15 protein-coding genes are annotated in these 19,055 nt (G+C 60.5%); 7 read left to right on the forward strand and 8 right to left on the reverse strand.

The window, feature by feature from the left end; all coding sequences use genetic code 11:
- Nucleotides 1-4: 4 nt before the first annotated feature.
- Nucleotides 5-907 (reverse strand): DMT family transporter, encoded by a 903-nt coding sequence (locus J1W56_RS23455; RefSeq protein ID WP_223615772.1) that lies wholly within the window; start codon nt 905-907, stop codon nt 5-7.
- A gap of 96 nt (nt 908-1,003) precedes the next feature.
- On the reverse strand, nt 1,004-2,161 hold the full coding sequence (rnd, locus tag J1W56_RS23460) for a ribonuclease D (RefSeq protein WP_223615704.1): 1,158 nt from the start codon (nt 2,159-2,161) through the stop codon (nt 1,004-1,006).
- 225 nt (nt 2,162-2,386) lie between these two features.
- On the opposite strand from rnd, the gene aspS reads away from it, so the two are divergent.
- Nucleotides 2,387-4,177 carry an aspartate--tRNA ligase gene (gene aspS / locus J1W56_RS23465; RefSeq protein WP_223615705.1) on the forward strand — a complete coding sequence of 597 codons (1,791 nt, stop codon included), beginning with the start codon at nt 2,387-2,389 and terminating at the stop codon, nt 4,175-4,177.
- A gap of 77 nt (nt 4,178-4,254) precedes the next feature.
- On the opposite strand, the gene J1W56_RS23470 is transcribed toward aspS, so the two are convergent.
- Nucleotides 4,255-5,454: a hypothetical protein gene (locus tag J1W56_RS23470; protein WP_223615706.1), complete on the reverse strand. Its 1,200-nt coding sequence runs from the start codon at nt 5,452-5,454 to the stop codon at nt 4,255-4,257.
- 222 nt (nt 5,455-5,676) lie between these two features.
- On the opposite strand from J1W56_RS23470, the gene parC reads away from it, so the two are divergent.
- The 4 genes from parC (at nt 5,677) to J1W56_RS23490 (ending at nt 13,168) form a co-directional block, all read left to right on the forward strand.
- On the forward strand, nt 5,677-7,959 hold the full coding sequence (parC, locus tag J1W56_RS23475) for a DNA topoisomerase IV subunit A (RefSeq protein ID WP_223615707.1): 2,283 nt from the start codon (nt 5,677-5,679) through the stop codon (nt 7,957-7,959).
- 113 nt (nt 7,960-8,072) lie between these two features.
- Nucleotides 8,073-8,771: a TetR/AcrR family transcriptional regulator gene (locus J1W56_RS23480; protein WP_223615708.1), complete on the forward strand. Its 699-nt coding sequence runs from the start codon at nt 8,073-8,075 to the stop codon at nt 8,769-8,771.
- A 48-nt stretch (nt 8,772-8,819) separates the two neighbouring features.
- Nucleotides 8,820-10,022 (forward strand): efflux RND transporter periplasmic adaptor subunit, encoded by a 1,203-nt coding sequence (locus tag J1W56_RS23485; protein ID WP_223615709.1) that lies wholly within the window; start codon nt 8,820-8,822, stop codon nt 10,020-10,022.
- Nucleotides 10,019-13,168, forward strand: a complete 3,150-nt coding sequence (locus tag J1W56_RS23490) for an efflux RND transporter permease subunit (protein WP_223615710.1) — start codon at nt 10,019-10,021, stop codon at nt 13,166-13,168. Before J1W56_RS23485 ends, J1W56_RS23490 begins: the two co-directional genes overlap by 4 nt.
- 6 nt (nt 13,169-13,174) lie before the next feature.
- On the opposite strand, the gene J1W56_RS23495 is transcribed toward J1W56_RS23490, so the two are convergent.
- The 5 genes from J1W56_RS23495 to hemB form a co-directional block, all read right to left on the reverse strand.
- Nucleotides 13,175-14,074, reverse strand: a complete 900-nt coding sequence (locus J1W56_RS23495) for a DMT family transporter (RefSeq protein WP_223615711.1) — start codon at nt 14,072-14,074, stop codon at nt 13,175-13,177.
- A gap of 320 nt (nt 14,075-14,394) precedes the next feature.
- Nucleotides 14,395-15,141: an arginyltransferase gene (locus J1W56_RS23500; protein WP_223615712.1), complete on the reverse strand. Its 747-nt coding sequence runs from the start codon at nt 15,139-15,141 to the stop codon at nt 14,395-14,397.
- 142 nt (nt 15,142-15,283) lie between these two features.
- Nucleotides 15,284-15,712: a hypothetical protein gene (locus J1W56_RS23505; RefSeq protein ID WP_223615713.1), complete on the reverse strand. Its 429-nt coding sequence runs from the start codon at nt 15,710-15,712 to the stop codon at nt 15,284-15,286.
- Nucleotides 15,713-15,759: 47 nt separating this feature from the next.
- Nucleotides 15,760-16,173 (reverse strand): RDD family protein, encoded by a 414-nt coding sequence (locus tag J1W56_RS23510; RefSeq protein WP_403177534.1) that lies wholly within the window; start codon nt 16,171-16,173, stop codon nt 15,760-15,762.
- Nucleotides 16,174-16,312: 139 nt separating this feature from the next.
- Complete coding sequence (gene hemB / locus J1W56_RS23515) at nt 16,313-17,350, reverse strand: porphobilinogen synthase (protein ID WP_226904791.1); 1,038 nt, start codon at nt 17,348-17,350, stop codon at nt 16,313-16,315.
- A 159-nt stretch (nt 17,351-17,509) separates the two neighbouring features.
- Here hemB and J1W56_RS23520 point away from each other — a divergent pair, with 159 nt between their 5' ends.
- Nucleotides 17,510-18,565, forward strand: a complete 1,056-nt coding sequence (locus J1W56_RS23520; RefSeq protein WP_223615715.1) for an enoyl-CoA hydratase/isomerase family protein — start codon at nt 17,510-17,512, stop codon at nt 18,563-18,565.
- Nucleotides 18,562-18,990 (forward strand): DUF6163 family protein, encoded by a 429-nt coding sequence (locus tag J1W56_RS23525; protein ID WP_223615716.1) that lies wholly within the window; start codon nt 18,562-18,564, stop codon nt 18,988-18,990. Before J1W56_RS23520 ends, J1W56_RS23525 begins: the two co-directional genes overlap by 4 nt.
- Nucleotides 18,991-19,055: the final 65 nt, after the last annotated feature.

The following is a 19,055-nucleotide window of genomic DNA, read 5'->3' on the forward strand; positions in this document are numbered from 1 at the left end:
GTGCTCAGGCGGCGATGGCCGCCTTCTTGCGTCCGGGCAGGGTCATCGCCGCGACACCGGCAATCACGCAGATCAGGCCGATCCATGCGGTCGATGCCAGGCTTTCGCCGAGAAACAGCACGCCGATGCCGACGCCGATCGGTACGCGCAGATAGGCCTGCGACGTCGTGCCGACCGTGCCCAGCGTATTGATCAGCCGGAAATAGATCACGAAGGCGAGGGCGGTGGAGAACACGGCAAGGCCGAGCAGCGCGAGGAGCGAGTGGGCAGAGGGCGCCAGTGTCCATGGCCGGTCGACCACGAGGCTGACCGGGATGAGGATGACGGCGCCGCAGAGCATCGAGCCAGCGGCGGGCATCATCGGATCGAGATTTTTGAAACCCTTGCCGAAGATGGCGGCCGCCGCATAGGAAATCGTTGCCGCAACGATGGCAAGCTGCGCCACCAGTTCCTTGCCGATGCCGTTGAATGCCTCGAGCCCGATGATCAGGGAAATGCCGATGACACCGGCCGCCACGCCGAAGACTTTTCGCGTGGTCACGGCTTCGTGGCGGGTGATCAGGACCGTCAGCAGAAAGGCGAAGATCGGCGTTGTCGAATTGAGAATGGTGGCAAGACCGGCATTGACGGTCAATTCTGCCCAGGCGATCAGGGTGAAGGGGATCACGCTGTTGATGCAGGCCTGGATGAGAAAGCGTTTCCAGATCGCCGGATCGCGCGGCAGGGCAAGGCCGCGCAGCTTGATGATGGCCAGCAGCAGTCCGCCGGCGATCAGCGTGCGGGCAGCGATGAATGTGACCGGCGGGATCGTCTCGACCCCGACCCGGATGAAGGTATAGGAGGCGCCCCACAGCGTGGCAAGAATGGCGAGAAGCGCCAGTTCTTTGGCCAGAGACGGGGTTTGCACGGGGGTAGCAGACATCATTGCCTCACATCAGCATGGTTTCAACGGGCCGATGCTAGCCAGTTTTGGCGGGCCGGTACTTCGGTGGAGGCCGAAGTATCAGTCCGTGCAGGGCACGGCCCGGATCCGCTTGTTCTCGAACTTCAGGCACAACTCGCCATTGATCAGCTGCAGCGCCTTTTCACCAAAAACCTCGCGGCGCCAGCCCTGCAGGGCCGGAATATCATCCGCATCGCCTTCCGCGGCAATCCGGTCGATCTCGTCTGACGTTGCGACAACCTTGGCGGCAACGCCGTGTTCTTCCGTCACGAGACGCAGCAGAACCTTCAGCAGTTCGGCCGCTGCTCCCGCACCTTCCGGCGACTGCACGGATTTCGGCAGGCGCGGCATGTCTTCCTTCGGCAGGTCCAGCGCGATGTTGACGGCATTGAGCAGCCCCGTGGCGATGCTGGAGCGCTCCCAGCCCTTGGGGATGGTGCGCAACCGGCCCATCGCTTCCACGTCACGCGGCTGCTGCTGGGCGATCTCGTAAATGGCGTCGTCCTTGAGGACGCGGCCGCGCGGCACGTTGCGCTCGCGCGCTTCGCGTTCGCGCCAGGCGGCAACGCTGCGCAGCACGGCGAGCTCCTGCGGCTTGCGCAGGCGCATCTTCAGGCGCTTCCACGCATCGTCGGGATGCATGTCATAGGTCTCGCGCGCCGTCAGCACCTTCATCTCGTCGAGCACCCAGTCGGTGCGGCCTTCTTCCTCGAGCTTTGCTTTGAGGTGCAGATAGATGTCGCGCAGATGGGTGACATCGGCCAGCGCATAGTCGAGCTGCTTGTCGGAGAGCGGGCGGCGGCGCCAGTCGGTGAAGCGCGAGGACTTGTCGATCTGCGCGCCATTCACCCGCTGCACCAGCTGGTCATAGGCAATGGCATCGCCGAAGCCGCAGACCATTGCCGCCACCTGCGTGTCGAAGACCGGGTGGGGGATCAGATTGCCGAGATGGAAAACGATCTCGATATCCTGCCGCGCCGCGTGGAACACCTTGACGATGGTCTCATCCGCCATCAGCCGGAAAAACGGCGCAAGGTCGAGGCCCGGTGCGAGGGCATCGACAATGGCAGTATGATCAGGGGATGCGAGCTGGATAACGCAAAGCTCCGGCCAGAACGTGGTCTCCCGGATGAACTCCGTGTCGACTGTTACGAAATCGGATTGCGAAAGGGCGGCTACAGCCTGGTCAAGCTGATCTGTGGTTGTAATCATGGTCATGAAATTTCTATAGCGAATGGAAATGCATTTGTCTCGCCTGTCCGAGTTTCTTCGCTGCTTGTCGCGTCTATATGGTTGATAGGCCCACAAATCCGTCCTCCAGTCATTCGCAATCTTGACAAATCGCCGTCAAAATGCGCTTGTCCGCGCAAATTCCAAGATCATGGCCGGGGCTTTCTTCACGTCTTCCGGCAGCAAGCATCAAGCATCTCAGAGGCACATATCATGCACCGTTACCGCAGCCATACCTGCGCCGCCCTGCGGAAATCCGACGTTGGTTCGACAGTTCGTCTTTCCGGCTGGGTTCATCGCGTCCGCGATCATGGCGGCATTCTCTTCATCGACATCCGCGATCACTACGGTCTGACCCAGATCGTCGCCAGCCCCGACTCGCCCGCCTTCAAGCTGGCCGAGACGGTGCGCGGCGAATGGGTGATCCGCGTCGACGGCGAAGTGAAGGCCCGCACGGATGATACGGTCAATGCCAACATGCCGACGGGCGAGATCGAGGTGTTCGCCCGCGAGATCGAAATCCTGTCCGCCGCCAAGGAACTGCCGCTGCCGGTGTTCGGCGAGCTGGACTATCCGGAAGACATCCGCCTGAAGTATCGCTTCCTCGATCTGCGCCGCGACACGCTGCACAAGAACATCATGTCGCGCACCAAGATCATCGCCGCCATGCGCCGCCGCATGACCGAGATCGGCTTCACCGAATTCTCGACGCCGATCCTGACGGCATCGTCGCCGGAAGGTGCGCGCGACTTCCTCGTGCCCAGCCGCATTCATCCCGGCAAGTTCTATGCCCTGCCGCAGGCGCCGCAGCAGTACAAGCAGCTGATCATGATGTCCGGTTTCGACCGCTACTTCCAGATCGCACCCTGCTTCCGCGACGAAGATCCGCGTGCCGACCGCCTGCCGGGCGAGTTCTACCAGCTCGACATCGAAATGAGCTTTGTCGAGCAGGAAGACGTGCTGTCGACGATGGAACCGGTCCTGCGCGGTGTGTTCGAGGAATTTGCCGAGGGCAAGCCGGTCACGCAGCAGTTCCCGCGCATCGCCTATGACGATGCCATGCGCAAATACGGTTCGGACAAGCCAGACCTGCGCAACCCGATCGAGATGCAGGCCGTGACCGAGCATTTCGCCGGTTCCGGCTTCAAGGTTTTCGCCAACATGATCGCCAACGATCCGAAGGTGGAAATCTGGGCGATCCCTGCCAAGACAGGCGGCTCGCGCGCCTTCTGCGACCGCATGAACTCCTGGGCGCAGGGCGAGGGCCAGCCGGGCCTCGGCTATATCTTCTGGCGCAAGGAAGGTGAAGCGCTTGAGGGCGCCGGTCCGCTGGCCAAGAACATCGGACCGGAACGCACCGAAGCCTTGCGCGTGCAGTTGGGTCTGGACGATGGCGACGCGGCATTCTTCGTTGCGGGCGATCCCAGGAAGTTCGTCTCCTTTGCCGGTGCCGCACGCACCCGTGCGGGCGAAGAACTCAACCTCGTCGACCGCGATCAGTTCAAGCTTGCCTGGATTGTCGACTTCCCGTTCTTCGAATGGCTGGAAGACGAGAAGAAGATCGATTTCGCCCACAACCCGTTCTCCATGCCGCAGGGCGGCATGGACGCGCTGGAGCACCAGGACCCGCTGACGATCAAGGCGTTCCAGTACGATCTCGTCTGCAACGGTTTCGAGATTTCCTCGGGCGGCATCCGCAACCATCTGCCGGAAACCATGGTGAAGGCCTTCGAGGCGGTCGGCCATTCGCGGGAAACCGTGGAAGAGCGCTTTGGCGGCCTCTACCGCGCGTTCCAGTATGGCGCACCGCCGCATGGCGGCATGGCGGCCGGTATCGACCGCATCGTGATGCTGCTCGTGGGTGCCAAGAACCTGCGCGAGATCACCATGTTCCCGATGAACCAGCAGGCCTACGATCTCCTGATGAACGCGCCGTCGGATGTGTCGCCCGCGCAGCTGCGCGACCTCAACATCCGCCTCGCACCGATGAAGAAAGAGGATTAAAAACCCTTTCCAACCGACTCTGGACAAACAAAAAAGCCCGGCATCTCGCCGGGCTTTTTCTTTGCCGTCTCTATCGATTACTGGTTGGCGTTGACCGTGACGCCGAGCGTCTTGATCAACGACTTCGGATCGGCCATGCCGCCGGCTGCAATGATGGCAAACGGCACGGGCTTGGCCGGGGCGGCCTTGATCTCGATGTTCTTCGGGCTGTCGAGATAGGCGCTGACCGCTGTTCCCAGGGCCTGGGCAAATTCGGCATTGCCGAGCTGCGCTGCCATCATCGGCAGGATGGCCTTGCCCTGGTTGACCAGGTCGGTGCGCTTGGCGCCCTGCTGCTTGGCAGCGTAGTCGAGAGCCTTGTTGGTGAGCGAAGCATCGTCGAAGCGGATCGATGCGCCAGTGAAGCTCAACTGCTGCATCAGGCCGAGCATGGCCATGCCCTTGGCATCGTCTGGCTTGCCGTCCACATTCTTTGTCGCCTCTTTGACATTTTTGACGAAATCGGGAGTGATGCCGGCAAGATCAATTTTTATACCCAAAGCACCCGCATTATCGAACGTGACGTCCATTTTCTCGACGTTGATGCGGCCATCAGAGGTATTCCAGGTGCCGCCCATGTCGAACTTTCCGGAAAGAGTCTCGTAACCAAGCGCTTTCAGAGCATCTTTGGTTTTCGGATCCTGGACTTCAGACAGGTCAGCTTTAAAACTTCCGATGTTGGATGTGAATTTCATTGGCGTCGTTGCGGAAAGGGGCGAACGGATACCAGACAGAGCATCCAGAGTAAGAGCCTCCTTGCCGTTCGCGGAGACAGCGACGTGTTTTATCTCGGCTTTTTCGAACTGGAGAACTTGTGCGAGTGGGTCGGTCGAGTTTTCAGGCGGAAGCATAACACCTTCAATACTGATGCCCTGAATAATGACTCTGCCGTTGGCCTCTTCCTTGGATGTGTGATCAATATCCGGCACGGTAATCAGTCCGACTTTGAATGCTCCGCCATCAGCATCAGCAATATCGCTAAGCGTCACATCGCCAACTTTGAAGCTTTCCTTATCGTCTTTGCCTGATACTTTTGTATCCTTCAGAACAACCGTTGTGCCGCTGCTTTCCACATTGCCGTACTCAAGCGTAGCACCATACTGGGAATAGATACCCTTCAGACGGGCAGCCACCGCATTGCCGTCCACCGCATAGGCTGAACCGGCAAAGACAACGACAAGTGCAGTGGTCGCAGCCATGAGGTGCAAGCCGGATTTCAGAGAGTAGGTTGGACGCATAGTGTGTTCCTTGTTTTGCTCGGTAAACAAATCTATCCCATGCCGCGCGGCAAAACTATGACAGTCTTTCCCTGCGAAATCGGGCCAATTGGGCGGTAGAAAGTCAGATTTGGCGGGTGGACGCAAGCCCTGCCCATTTTTTGCCCATCACGATAGGCAACAGGCTGTGATCTGAGCGAATCATTGCTTGCCCGTGAATCGGTGAGTTGATAACCCATTGACATGGGAAAAAGCCTGATTCCGCCAGACAATGGCGACGATAATATTGAACCGGTTGATCTGAAAGCCGCGCTGGAAGAACGCTATCTGGCCTACGCGCTTTCGACAATCATGAACCGTGCCCTGCCGGATGTGCGCGACGGGCTCAAACCCGTCCACCGCAGAATCATGCATGCGATGCGGCTTTTGCGGCTTTCGCCCGACCAGTCCTATGCCAAATGCGCCCGCATCGTCGGCGAGGTCATGGGCAAGTTCCACCCGCATGGCGACCAGTCGATCTATGATGCGCTGGTGCGCCTGTCGCAGGATTTCGCCGTGCGTTATCCGGTTGTCGACGGGCAGGGCAATTTCGGCAATATCGACGGCGATAACCCCGCGGCAATGCGCTATACCGAAGCGCGGATGACCGACGTCGCCATGCTGCTTCTCGAAGGCATCACCGAGGATGCCGTCGACTTCCGCCCGACCTACAACGAGGAAGACGAAGAACCGATCGTTCTTCCCGGCGCCTTCCCGAACCTGCTCGCCAACGGCTCGTCCGGTATTGCGGTTGGTATGGCCACGTCGATCCCGCCGCACAATGTGTCGGAACTCTGCGCCGCTGCCCTGCACCTGATCAAGCATCCCGAGGCGACGGTCGAAGAGCTGATGTCGCTGGAGGACGATCCCGAGGATCACACCAGGACCAGGGTGCGCGGGCCGGATTTCCCGACCGGTGGCGTGCTTGTCGAAAGCGCCGATGCCATTCTCGATGCCTACAAGACCGGGCGCGGCGGTTTCCGCCTGCGCGCCCGCTGGCATGTGGAGGATCAGGGGCGCGGCACCTGGATCGTCGTCATCACCGAAATTCCCTATCAGGTGCAGAAATCCCGGCTGATCGAAAAGATCGCCGAGCTCCTGATCGCCAAGAAAATTCCCTTGCTGGATGATGTGCGCGACGAATCCACCGAGGATGTGCGCATCGTGCTCGAACCGAAGAGCCGCAGCGTCAATCCCGACATTCTGATGGAATCCCTGTTCAAGCTGTCCGAGCTGGAAACACGCTTTCCCCTGAATATGAATGTTCTCTCGAACGGCAAGGTGCCCAACGTCCTGTCGCTGCGCGACGTGCTCAAGCAATGGCTCGAACACCGCAAGGACGTCCTCATCCGCCGTTCGCGCCACCGGCTGGCCGAGATCGAGCGCCGCCTGGAAATTCTCGGCGGTTTCCTGATTGCCTATCTCAACCTGGACGAGGTGATCCGCATCATCCGCGAGGAGGATGAGCCCAAGCAGGAAATGATGACCCGTTTCGGGCTGAGCGATGTTCAGGCGGAAGCGGTCCTGAACATGCGCCTGCGGTCGTTGCGCAAGCTCGAGGAATTCGAGATCCGCAAGGAATTCGACGGGCTGACCGCCGAAAAGGGCGAAATCGAGCAGTTGCTGGGTTCCGATGCCAAGCAGTGGCAGACCATTTCCTGGCAGATCGCCGAAATGCAGAAGAAATATGCGGCCGACACACCGCTCGGCAAGCGACGCACCACCTTTGCCGATGCGCCGCAGCATGACCAGGCCGATATTCACCATGCCATGATCGAGAAGGAGCCGGTGACGGTCGTCGTCTCGGAAAAGGGCTGGCTGCGCGCTATGAAGGGGCATCTGCCCGATTTCTCGTCGCTGACCTTCAAGGAGGGCGACAAGCTCAAGCTGGCATTCCACGCGGAAACCACGGACCGGATTCTGATCCTGACCACCGGCGGCAAGTTCTACACCATCGGCGCCAACAGCCTGCCCGGCGGGCGCGGTCATGGCGAGCCGATCCGCATCATCGTGGATATGGAGAACGATCAGGACATCGTCACGGCCTTCGTGCACAACCCCGGACGCCAGCTGCTGCTGTCATCCCATGACGGCAACGGCTTCCTCGTGCCGGAGGCGGATGTCATGGCCAATACCCGCAAGGGCAGGCAGGTGATGAACGTCAAGGCGCCGGATGAGGCGCGCCATTGCATTCCCGTCACCGGCGACAGCGTGGCGATCGTCGGCGAGAACCGCAAGATGCTGGTGTTCCCGCTGTCGGAAATCCCCGAACTCGGGCGTGGCAAAGGCGTACGCCTGCAGCGCTACAAGGATGGCGGCGTCTCCGATATCCGCGTCTTTGCCATGGAGCGGGGGCTCACATGGCAGGATGCAGCGGACCGGACGTTCACGCGCAGCCGGGAAGAACTGGCCGAATGGATCGGGCCGCGTGCTTCCGCCGGCCGCATGGTGCCGAAGGGTTTCCCGCGCTCGGGCAAGTTTTCCTGACATCGATGTGACGGCCGATTGAAAAATTAAACGAGAGCGTTCATTCTCGTATTGACCGGTTTTACGTTTCGCTATAAATGAGAGTGAACATTCGCTCTTTTTTGTGGTGCCTCGTGACCGACAGTATTCTGCCAAAGCAATCGAAGCTCCTGACCGATGACGGATCGGACAGGGAATCCGGCTGTTTTGTCGCCAAGCTGTTCGGCAAGCGGGCGCAGAACCGCGAAGTGCAGGAAGCGCGCATCCTTGAAGCCGCCACCAACTGTTTTGTCCGTGCGGGCTTTCGTGGCGCATCGATGAATGACATCTGCTCCGAGGCCGGCATGAGCCCCGGTGCGCTTTACCGTTACTTCCCCTCCAAAGAATCCCTGATCGAAGCCATCGTCGCGGGCCATCGCAAGGCAAGCGCCGAAATTCTCGACCGCATGAGCGGGTACGGCAACATCATCGATGCGCTTGTGATGGTGGGTCTCGATCACGTTCGCCAGAAGTCGGCGAACGGCGTTGACGACGCCAGCGCGCGGCTTTTCGCCGAGGTGCGGGCGGAAGCCATCCGCAACGAAGCCGTTGCGGCCCAGTGCGAGCTTTATGAAGGGCAGATGCGCGAAAAGCTTCTGTCGGCCGTCGGTGCCGCCAAGGCCCGGGGCGAGATTGATCCCGTCGGTGACCTTGAGCTTGTCGTGGCGAGCCTTGCCGCCATGGGCGAGGGGATCATCATGCGGAATTTTCCGGCACAGGGTGTGCCTGTCGAGGCGCTGGAGCCGATGTTCCGCGCTCTTGCGGTCGGCATCCTGCGCCCCGTGCAAGCATAAATACTGACATAACGATCCAGCAAATACCTCTTTTGATCAGGTAATCCGATGCGCAACCGTCGCACTAAACTTCTGGCATCCGTCGTTCTGGCTCTCGGCCTCACCGCCGCGCTCGTCCCTGCCGCCATGGCCGAAGACAAGACGGCCGTACAGGCGGTCAAGCCACCGGTCATCAATGTCATTCCGGCCGTCGAGACCGAGATGGTCGCGTCCATCACCGTCACCGGCACCATCGTTCCGCGTCAGGAAGTTGCCGTGGGAACCGATGTGACGGGGCTGATCGTGCTCGAACTCGGCGCCGATCAGGGTGACCGGGTGAAGGAGGGCGACATCATCGCCCGCCTCGACAAATCATCCCTCGAAATCCAGCTGGCGCAGATCGAGGCGCAGCGCGCCCAGGCCGAAGCATCCATCGCCCAGTCGGAGGCGCAGATCGTCGATGCGCAGATCGCCGTCCGGCAGGCCCAGGAAGCGCTCGACCGCGCCCGCGCCCTGTCGGCCAAGGGCATCACCTCCAAAGCCGATTTCGACAATGCCACCAACGCCTATGACAGCGCCAATGCCCGGCTCAACACATCCCGGCAGGCGCTGGTTGCCAGCCAGTCACAGCTGCAATTGGTGGCCGCGCAGAAACGCGATGTCCTGCTGCGCATCGAAAAGGCCGACGTCAAGGCACCGACGACCGGTGTCGTCCTCAGCCGCAATGCACTGCTTGGCGGCATTGTATCGATGAATGCCGGTCCGCTGTTCCGCATCGCCCGCGACGGCGAGTTCGAACTTTCGGCCAATATACCGGAAGTGGATTTGCCGCGCCTCAAGCCTGACATGCCGGTGGCTGTGCGCGTGTCCGGCATGGAGCAGCCGGTTTCCGGCCGGGTGCGCCTCATCTCCCCGGAAATCACCGCAAGCTCGCGCCTCGGTGCGGTGAAGATTTCACTGGAGCACAATGACGCCATCCGGCCCGGCAACTTTGCCCGTGCGGTCATCGAATTGACCCGGCGCAATGGTGTCAGCGTCCCGCTCTCGGCCGTTGTCTATCGCGGCACGACGGCCCTTGTGCAGGTGGTCAAGGACGGCGTGGTCGACACGCGCAAGGTCACCCTCGGCATTCGCAATGACCGCGCTGTGGAAGTGCTCGACGGGCTTGCCGACGGCGAAGACGTTGTCGCGCGGGCCGGTACGTTCGTTGCCAATGGCGACCGGGTGACGCCCCTGCGCATTGCAGCGGAAACGACGGGGGCAGTCAAATGAACTGGAACATTTCCGCCTGGTCGATCCGCAATCCGGTTCCGTCGATCCTGCTGTTTGTCGTGCTCGTCGTTCTCGGCCTGATGAGCTTTTCCAAGCTGCCGATCACCCGCTTTCCCAATATCGATGTTCCCCTGATTTCCGTGGCGGTCACCGATCCCGGCGTTGCGCCGAGCGAGCTGGAGACCCAGATCGCCAAGCGTGTCGAGGATTCGGTTGCCAACATCACCGGCGTGAAGAACGTCACCACCACGCTGACCGAAGGCATTTCGACGACGCTCGTCGAGTTCCGCCTCGAAGTGGATACGCAGAAGGCGCTCAACGATGTCAAGGATGCGGTTACCCGTATCCGCAGCGATCTGCCTGCCACGATCAAGGAACCCATTGTCAGCTCTGTCGATGTCGAGGGGTCATCAATCCTGACCTATGCGATTTCCGCGCCGGCGATGACATCCGAGGAACTGTCCTGGTTCGTCGACGACAAGATTCTGCGCGATATCCAGGGCGTCAAGGGTGTCGGCCGTGTCGAACGCTATGGCGGCGTGACGCGGGAAATCCGCGTCTCGCTCGATCCGGACCGTCTGACGGCATTGGGCGTGACCGCATTTGACGTCAACCGCGCGCTGAAATCGATGAATGCCGATCTGACCGGCGGGCGCGGCGATCTGGGTTCAACCCAGCAGACCATCCGCACCCTTGGCGCATCCCGCACGCTGGACGACCTGCGCAGCGTCGAAATTCCGCTGGCCGGCGGCCGCTCTGTCCGGCTGGATGCCATTGGCACCGTGTCGGATTCGTTCCAGGAACCCAAATCCTTTGCCCGGGTCAACAACCAGACCGTGGTGTCCCTCGGCGTGTTCCGCGCCAAGGGTGCCAGCGATGCGGATGTGTTCAAGCGGGTTCAGGACCGCATGGACCTGCTGACGCAGAAATACCCCGATGTGCGGTTCAGCATCATCGACAATGCGGTGAACTACACCTACGGCAATTATGAAGCCGCCATGAGCTCGCTGGTCGAAGGCGCGCTGCTGTCGATCGTCGTGGTCTTCCTGTTCCTGCGCAATATCCGCGCAACGCTGATCGCGGCGATTGCCCTGCCTCTGTCCGCCATCCCGACATTCTGGGCCATCGATATGCTCGGTTTCTCGCTGAACCTGATCAGCCTGCTCGGCATCACGCTGGTGACGGGTATTCTCGTCGACGACGCCATCGTGGAGATCGAGAACATCGTCCGGCACATGCGGTCTGGCAAATCGCCTTACCGCGCGTCGCTGGAGGCGGCCGACGAAATCGGACTTGCGGTTATCGCGATTTCCGTGACGATCATTGCGGTGTTTGCCCCGGTCAGCTTCATGAGCGGCATTGCCGGACAATATTTCAAGCAGTTCGGCCTGACGGTCGCCGTGGCGGTGTTCTTCTCGCTGCTGGTCGCCCGCCTGATCACGCCGATGATGACCGCCTATCTCCTGCGCGACGGCAAGAACCTGCACCATGAGGACAATGACACCGGCTGGGTTGGCGCCTATACACGCTTCCTTGGCGTGACGCTGCGCTATCGCTGGCTCACGCTGATCAGCGGCGTCCTGCTGTTTGCAACGGCCATCTGGGCCATGGGGTTCCTGCCATCCGGGTTTGTCCCGGCACAGGACGAGGCGCGCGTGGCGGTCAATCTCGAGTTGACGCCGGGTTCGCGCATCGATGAAACCCGCCGCGTCACCGATGAAGCGGCGCTGCGGGTCCGGGAAATCCCGGAAGTGCAGCAGACCTATGTCGTCGGCGGGTCGTCGCCAAAGGGCGAGACGGACACGCGCCGCGCGACCATGATCGTCAAGCTCAGCCACAAGAGCGAGCGCAACCGGAGCCAGAAGCAGATCGAAGCCGAGATTTTCGCCAAGCTTTCCGAAGTGCCGGATCTGCGCGCGAACTTTGTCAATGATCGCGGCGAGCGCGAATTTGCCGTCGGCGTCATCGGCACGGACGGGCAGAAGGTGAGCGAGCAGGCCCGGTCCATGCAGAGCGGCATGACGGCAACGGGCAGCTTCCAGGCGGTGTCCTCCAGCGCTGCGCTGGACCGTCCGGAAATCATCGTGACACCGCGCATGGACAAGCTGGCCGAGCTTGGCCTGTCCACGTCGGCCGTTTCCGATGCGCTGCGCGTGGCGACGCTTGGCGACCTCGATGCCAATCTGGCGAAATACACCGTGGGTGACCGGCAGATTCCGATCCGGGTTCAGCTGACCGAGGACGCCCGCCGCGATCTGACCGTCTTGAACACGCTGACCGTGACCGCCCCATCCGGCGTCGTGGTGCCGCTGGCATCCATCGCGCAGGTCAGTTTCGGTCAGGGACCGTCGTCCATCGAACGCTTCAACCGCCAACGGCGCGTCGTCGTCGGCGCCAACATGGCCGGCGGCAAGGAGATCGGCGAGGGGCTTTCCATCGTCAAGGGCTTGCCGCAGGTCAAATCCATGCCGGATGGCGTGCGCATTCAGGAAACCGGCGACGCTGAAGTCATGGGCGAAGTTTTTGCCGGTTTCCGCGATGCGATGATCATGGGCCTGATGCTGGTGTTCGTGGTGCTGATCCTGCTCTTCGGCAGTATCTTCCATGCCTTCACCATTCTGATGTCATTGCCGTTGTCGATTGCCGGCGTGGCCGCCGCCCTGCTGCTCACCAACAATTCCGTATCCATGGCCGTGGTCATCGGTATTCTCATGCTGATGGGCATTGTCACCAAGAATGCCATCATGCTGGTCGATTTTGCCATTGAAGAGGTCAAGCACGGCATTCCGCGCAATGAGGCCATCATCGATGCGGGCCGCAAGCGCATCCGTCCCATTGTCATGACGACGATTGCCATGTCCGCGGGCATGGTGCCGGCGGCGCTGGCCTTCGGCGACGGCGGCGAGTTCCGGGCGCCCATGGCCATCGCGGTGATCGGCGGGCTGCTGATCTCGACCGTCCTGTCGCTGGTCTTCGTGCCGTCCTTCTACACGATCATGGACGATCTCAGCCGCTGGATGGCGCGTGCGTTCCATTGGGGCTTCCGTCCGAACAAGCCGGACGAAGCCGAAGCGGCCGCACGCCCTGGCGTGCGTACCGTGCCCGCCTATCCGGCACCGGGCTATGCCAGCGAGGCAGCCGAATAGGGGTTCTCAGATCGGGTGGCGGAACGCCGCCATCCGCGAGCGCTTGCGGGCGCTGTGCATCTGCCAGATCGAATGGCTGACCAGCGTGGTGATGATGATGATGCCGCCGAGCAGGGTGGGGTCGCTCGGACGTTCGGCAAAGACCAGCCAGACCCAGATCGGCGCCAGAACCGTCTCCAGGAGATAAAACATCGCCACTTCAGGCCCGGACAGGAAACGGGGGCCGGTTGCCAGGCAGGCAAAGGCGATTGTCGTCACCACGGCGCCGTTGAAGATGATCCAGCCGGGCGCCGCGACGGAAAATCCGTGCTGTGAAACCATGAAAATCGCCACGGTCATCGGCAGGACGGTGCCGATAATGGCCGCAAAGCTCATATCCTTCTTCGAGGCGCGGGTCACCGTGATGGCGGAGGCGAGGAAGAATGTCGACATCAGGGCGATGATATTGCCGAACAGGTGCCCCGATGACAGGCCCTCGCGCACGATAATCCCCACGCCGATCAGCATGAAGAACATGGCGACGAAGGTTGCGGTTTTCGGGCGCTCCTTCAGGAAGATCCAGGAAAGCAGCGCGGCAAACACCGTGTTGAACGCCAGGATGAAGACAAGGTTGGCCGTCGAGGTGTTGTAGACGGCGATCATGAAGAAGATCGAGCCCAGGCCGTAAAGCCCGGCCACGGCAAAGCCGATCCGCCCCGGCAGAATGGTTTTGACCCGGCCGGTCACCATGCTCCACACCGCCCAGATGATCAGGGCGCAGATAAAGGTCGTGCCGCTGCGCAGCAGCAGCGTCGACCAGGTTTCCCCCTGGCCGAGGCGCAGCAGCGGGATATCGACGGAGAGTATCAGCCCGCCTATGCCCGTGATGAGCAGGCCCTTGCGGTGATCGAGATGCGGTTGGGACATTTCCTCTGACTTTCCAAGTCTTTTTCTTGTTTTGAGGCCCGAGCATTAGCCGCAAGCGCTGGCTTATTCTAGGGCCGGGATTCATTAATCTGTTTCGAAGGAAACGGGTAAGCGGTGCTGGAACCAATCGGTCACCCCCCTCTGTCCTGCCGGACATCTCCCCCACAAGGGGGGAGATCAGCCTTCAAAGCTGTTTCAGTTAATCTCAAAGGCAGCAAAACTGGTAAACTATTGATGTCGATGTGATCTCCCCCCTTGTGGGGGAGATGGGCGGCAGCCCAGAGGGGGGTGAATTGCAATAGGATGTGCTGCAACCCAGCTCAATCGCGGCGTTCCCAGCCCTTCGGGCCCAGATGTTCCTGGGGCTTGTAGCGGATTTTGTACTGCATCTTGCGCGAGCCCTCGACCCAGTAGCCGAGATAGACATGCGGGAGGCCGGCGGCAGCGGCGCGCTGGATGTGATCGAGGATCATGAAGGTGCCGAGCGAACGGTCGGCGTAATCCGGATTGAAGAAGGAATAGACCATCGACAACCCGTCGCCCATGACATCGGTCAGCGCCACGGCGATCAGCTCGCCTTCGCCCTTCTTGGTGATGAAGGAATCCGGCCCGCGGCGGCGGTATTCGATGATCTGGGTGGGGACGTGGGTGTCTTCGACCATCATCGCATAGTCGAGCACCGTCATTTCCGACATGCCGCCCTTGTTGTGCCGCGCATCGAGATAGCGCCGGAAGAGGGCGTATTGTTCGGTCGAAGGCTCCGCCTGGTGGATATTGCCGATCAGGTCCCGGTTGTGGTTCCAGACCCGGCGCATGGATTTGTCCTGCTTGAACTCCCCGGCCAGAATCCGCACGGAAACGCAGGCCCGGCAATTCTCGCAGGCCGGACGGTAGGCAATGTTCTGGGAGCGGCGGAAACCGCCCTGGGTCAGGAGATCATTGAGCTCGGCGGCGCGCCCGCCGACGAGGTGTGTAAAAACCTTGCGCTCCAATTGCCCTTCCAGATAAGGACAGGGCGAGGGTGCTGTCAGGAAGAACTGCGGTGATTGCTGCGGTTGATGCGTCATTCGTTATCCTGGAACAGTCTGCAACCCCTATAGAATCGTAAGACCCCCGAAAACGTCAATTCAATTATATTGCATTCAGATGTGAATGTCGCGGGTCGTCGTTGCAAACGTTACGGCCAGGACCGAGGTGCCAAGCAAAATGTCAGCCGTGCTCGTCATTGAGATTGTAGCAGGGCTGGCCGTTCCATGAATGGCTCGGCGCGTCCGCCTTGCCGTCGACCGTACGGCCCCAGCGGCCGGCGAAGGAACGGTAATCGTTGGAAAAGCGAATGGTCAGCAGACCCGAGCCGTATTTGTCGACCCAGACCATCGTGCGCTCGGTACCCTTGGCCGGATCTTTTTCCGCGAGGGTTCCCATGACGAGGCCATCGCGCGCTTCGATCTGGTATGTGCCCGATATGCGGCCATCACGATCCACATTGAGCGCCGTGACGACATCCCGGTAGTCGCCGCTTGAAATCACCTCGCCGCAAAACCGTCCGGCCGGCGAAGCAGCGATGCTGTCGCCAAGTCCGGAACCATAGAATGCAAATGCCATTGCGGCGAGAGCAGCAAGCCTGAGATGTGTCATGGATGTGGCCGGTAAAGGAAGAAGGCTCCCGACGGGAGCCTTCTGGATTAATGATATGCGCGTACGACGACCGTACCAAGAAGAAGATCGTGGACCGTGCGTTTGCGGTCGACAACGAAAGTTGCGAGCAGGATAAGCGGTGTCAGCACCACATTCAATCCCCAGAACAGGACCGTATGGACGATCGCAAGCAGGCCATCGACCTTCTGGCCGTCAAGACGTTCGAGCCGGAGGCCCATCATCTGCATGCCCTTGGTTGCCTGGCGCGGTCCGCCGAGTGTTGTCGCCACATAGGCGAGCGCCACGGCCGGGAACATGATGCCGTACAGCATCCATCCAAGGCCAAGCGTTGCAACACCCAGAATGGCGATGACGATCGCGACCGGGATGCACAGGAAAAACACGATGACATAATCCATCAGGAACGCGAAAATGCGGCTGGACCGCACGCCCTGATACATCCGCCAGTCATCCAGGCGGTTGGTGATTATTTCGCCGTCAAGCGCGCTCGTATTCATTTCGTTTCCCGTTTCAAACACACGGACACAGTGCCGTGCTGCAGAACGTGGGAACTCCAGAATGGAAATTCAAGCAGATTTTTTACAGGCCGGCTTTCAGGCGCTCGGCGACAAGCGGGGCGAAATAGGTCAGGATGCCGTCGCAACCGGCACGCTTGAACGCCAGCAGCGTTTCCATCATCACCCGTTCCTCGTCGATCCAGCCATTGGCGCCGGCGGCCTTGATCATCGTGTATTCGCCGGACACCTGATAGGCGAATGTCGGGACGGAGAATGTCTGCTTGAGCCGGTGGATGATGTCGAGATAGGGCAGGCCGGGCTTGACCATCAGTGAATCGGCGCCTTCCGCCAGATCCTGCTCCGCTTCGCGGATCGCCTCGTCCGTGTTGGCCGGATCGATGTAATAGGTCTTCTTGTCGCCCTTCAGGCGTCCCGACGTGCCGATGGCTTCGCGGTAGGGGCCATAGAAGGCCGATGCGAACTTGGTGGCATAGGCCATGATCGCCACATCCTGGAAACCATTCTGGTCCAGCGCTTCGCGGATGGCGCCGATACGGCCATCCATCATGTCGGACGGTGCAATGATATCGGCACCGGCCGCTGCCTGCAGCACGGCGCCGCGGGTGATCTGCGCCACCGTCTCGTCATTGACGATGATGCCGTCGCGCAGAATGCCGTCATGGCCATGACTGGTGAACGGGTCGAGCGCCACATCGGTGATCATGCCGATTTCCGGCACTGCGTCCTTGATGGCGCGGGTGGCGCGGTTGATCAGGTTGTCGGCATCGAGAATGCCCGATCCCGTCTCATCGCGCAGCGCCGGGTCGATATTGGCGAAGGTGGCAATGGCCGGAATGCCGAGCTTTGCGGCACGCTCCGCCTCGCGCGCGGCCATATCCACAGAAAAGCGCTGCACGCCGGGCATGGCGGCAATGTCTTCACGGCGATTCGTTCCCTCGCACAGAAAGATCGGCCAGATCAGGTCATTCACCGTCAGCTGGTTCTCCTGAACCAGGCGGCGCGACCAGTCGGCCTTGCGCATGCGGCGCAGGCGGCGGCTCTGCGTGATTTCATCGACGGTCCTGCCGGTGCTGGCATGAAAAGGGGAAACTTTGTTCATGATGGCTGCCTTATCCGCGTGCAGCGGACTTTCTGCTGTTGTTTAGAAGTGTTTTAACAGGCTTCCCCCCTCGGACCAAGATGCTTGGCAACAGATGTGATCCATTGACGCGGTGCGCCGGAGTTTCCTAACCTCATAATAATCAATGAGGAGGGGTGCATGGAAATCGATTTCGGCGGCGAAGGCGAAGTAGTATTCGAAACCAGGGGCAAGGCCGGACTGGTTCGTTTGACACGCCCGAAAGCCCTCAATGCCCTGACCCCGATCATGGTCCGGGCGATGCATCGCGCCCTGCAGGCCTGGGCCGCCGATCCCGATATCGCCTGCGTTATCGTTGAGGGGGAAGGCCGCGCCTTTTGTGCGGGCGGCGATATTCTTGCCGTCTACCATGCGGGGCAGGCGGGCAAGCCGCTCTATGACTTCTTTTACGACGAGTACCGGCTCAACGCCTTCATCCGCCATTTTCCAAAACCTTATGTTTCCCTGATCGACGGCATCGTCATGGGCGGCGGCGTCGGCATTTCCGTGCATGGCTCACACCGGATCGTCACGGAAAATGTCATGTTCGCCATGCCGGAAGTCGGTATCGGCTTCTTTCCCGATGTGGGCGGCAGCGCCTTCCTGCCGCATTTGCCAGAGCATTTCGGCACCTATCTTGCCCTGACCGGCAACCGTATCCGCCAGGGCGATTGCCTGCAGAGCGGCATTGCCACCCATGCGATCCGGGCGCAGGACAAGGAGGCGATCCGCCATAGCCTGATCAAAACAGGCGACCCGGCGGAAGCCTTGCACGGCAAAACGATCAATCCGGACTATGAAACCAGTGAAAAAATACGCGATATGATCGGCGTGCTCTTCGATTCGCAAACGCTTGGCGGTTGTCTCATCCGCCTGGCTGCCGCCGGCGTGAACGGAAACGAGGATGCGCAGCGCGTTCTGGATATCGTCAGGACACGTTCTCCCACCAGCCTGCACGTGACGTTCAGGCAGATCGAAGAAGGACGTGATCTCGACATGGATCAATGCATGCAGATGGAATACCGGATCCTGTCCCGAATGCTGGAAAACCATGATTTCTATGAAGGTGTCCGGGCGCTGCTGGTCGATAAGGACAATGCGCCGGTCTGGCAGCCGGCAACGGTCGAAGACGTGACGCCGGAGCTGGTGGACGCTTATTTCGCGCCGCTGGGCGAGCGGGAACTGCAGCTTACATGATCGAGAAGCCCACCCATCTGCCCTTCGATTCGACCCTGGCCCAGACCGGATTCATCTGGCTGCTGCGTTTGGTGTCGCTGTACTGCCTCGCGGCCGGTGTCGGTTACTGGGTGCAGATCATGGGCTATTACGACGGGCTGCTCTGGCGCTTCGACCTGATGCCCTGGCAATGGAAGGTGGCGTCCGTGTCGCTGGCCATGCTGTTTCCCGTGGCGGCGACCGGGCTCTGGATGATGGTTTCCTGGGGTCCCGTCATCTGGTTCGTGGCTGCCGCGGGTGAGACGCTGATGTTCACGGTGTTCTGGGAATACTTTTATTACCGGCCCGCAATCGCCGTTATCCATGGCTGCGTCGCCTTGCTCTATATCGCCTTCCGTATCGTGCTTTTGCTGCAGAAGCGCCAGCAGGCCATGCCGCAGCGGTAAGTCTTCATTAAGCCTGAAATTGCATGCCTCGTGGTAAGGTACTGTTAAGTCTGAGTTTTAATTCG

Source organism: Phyllobacterium calauticae, from assembly GCF_019991125.1.
GTDB lineage: Bacteria > Pseudomonadota > Alphaproteobacteria > Rhizobiales > Rhizobiaceae > Phyllobacterium > Phyllobacterium calauticae.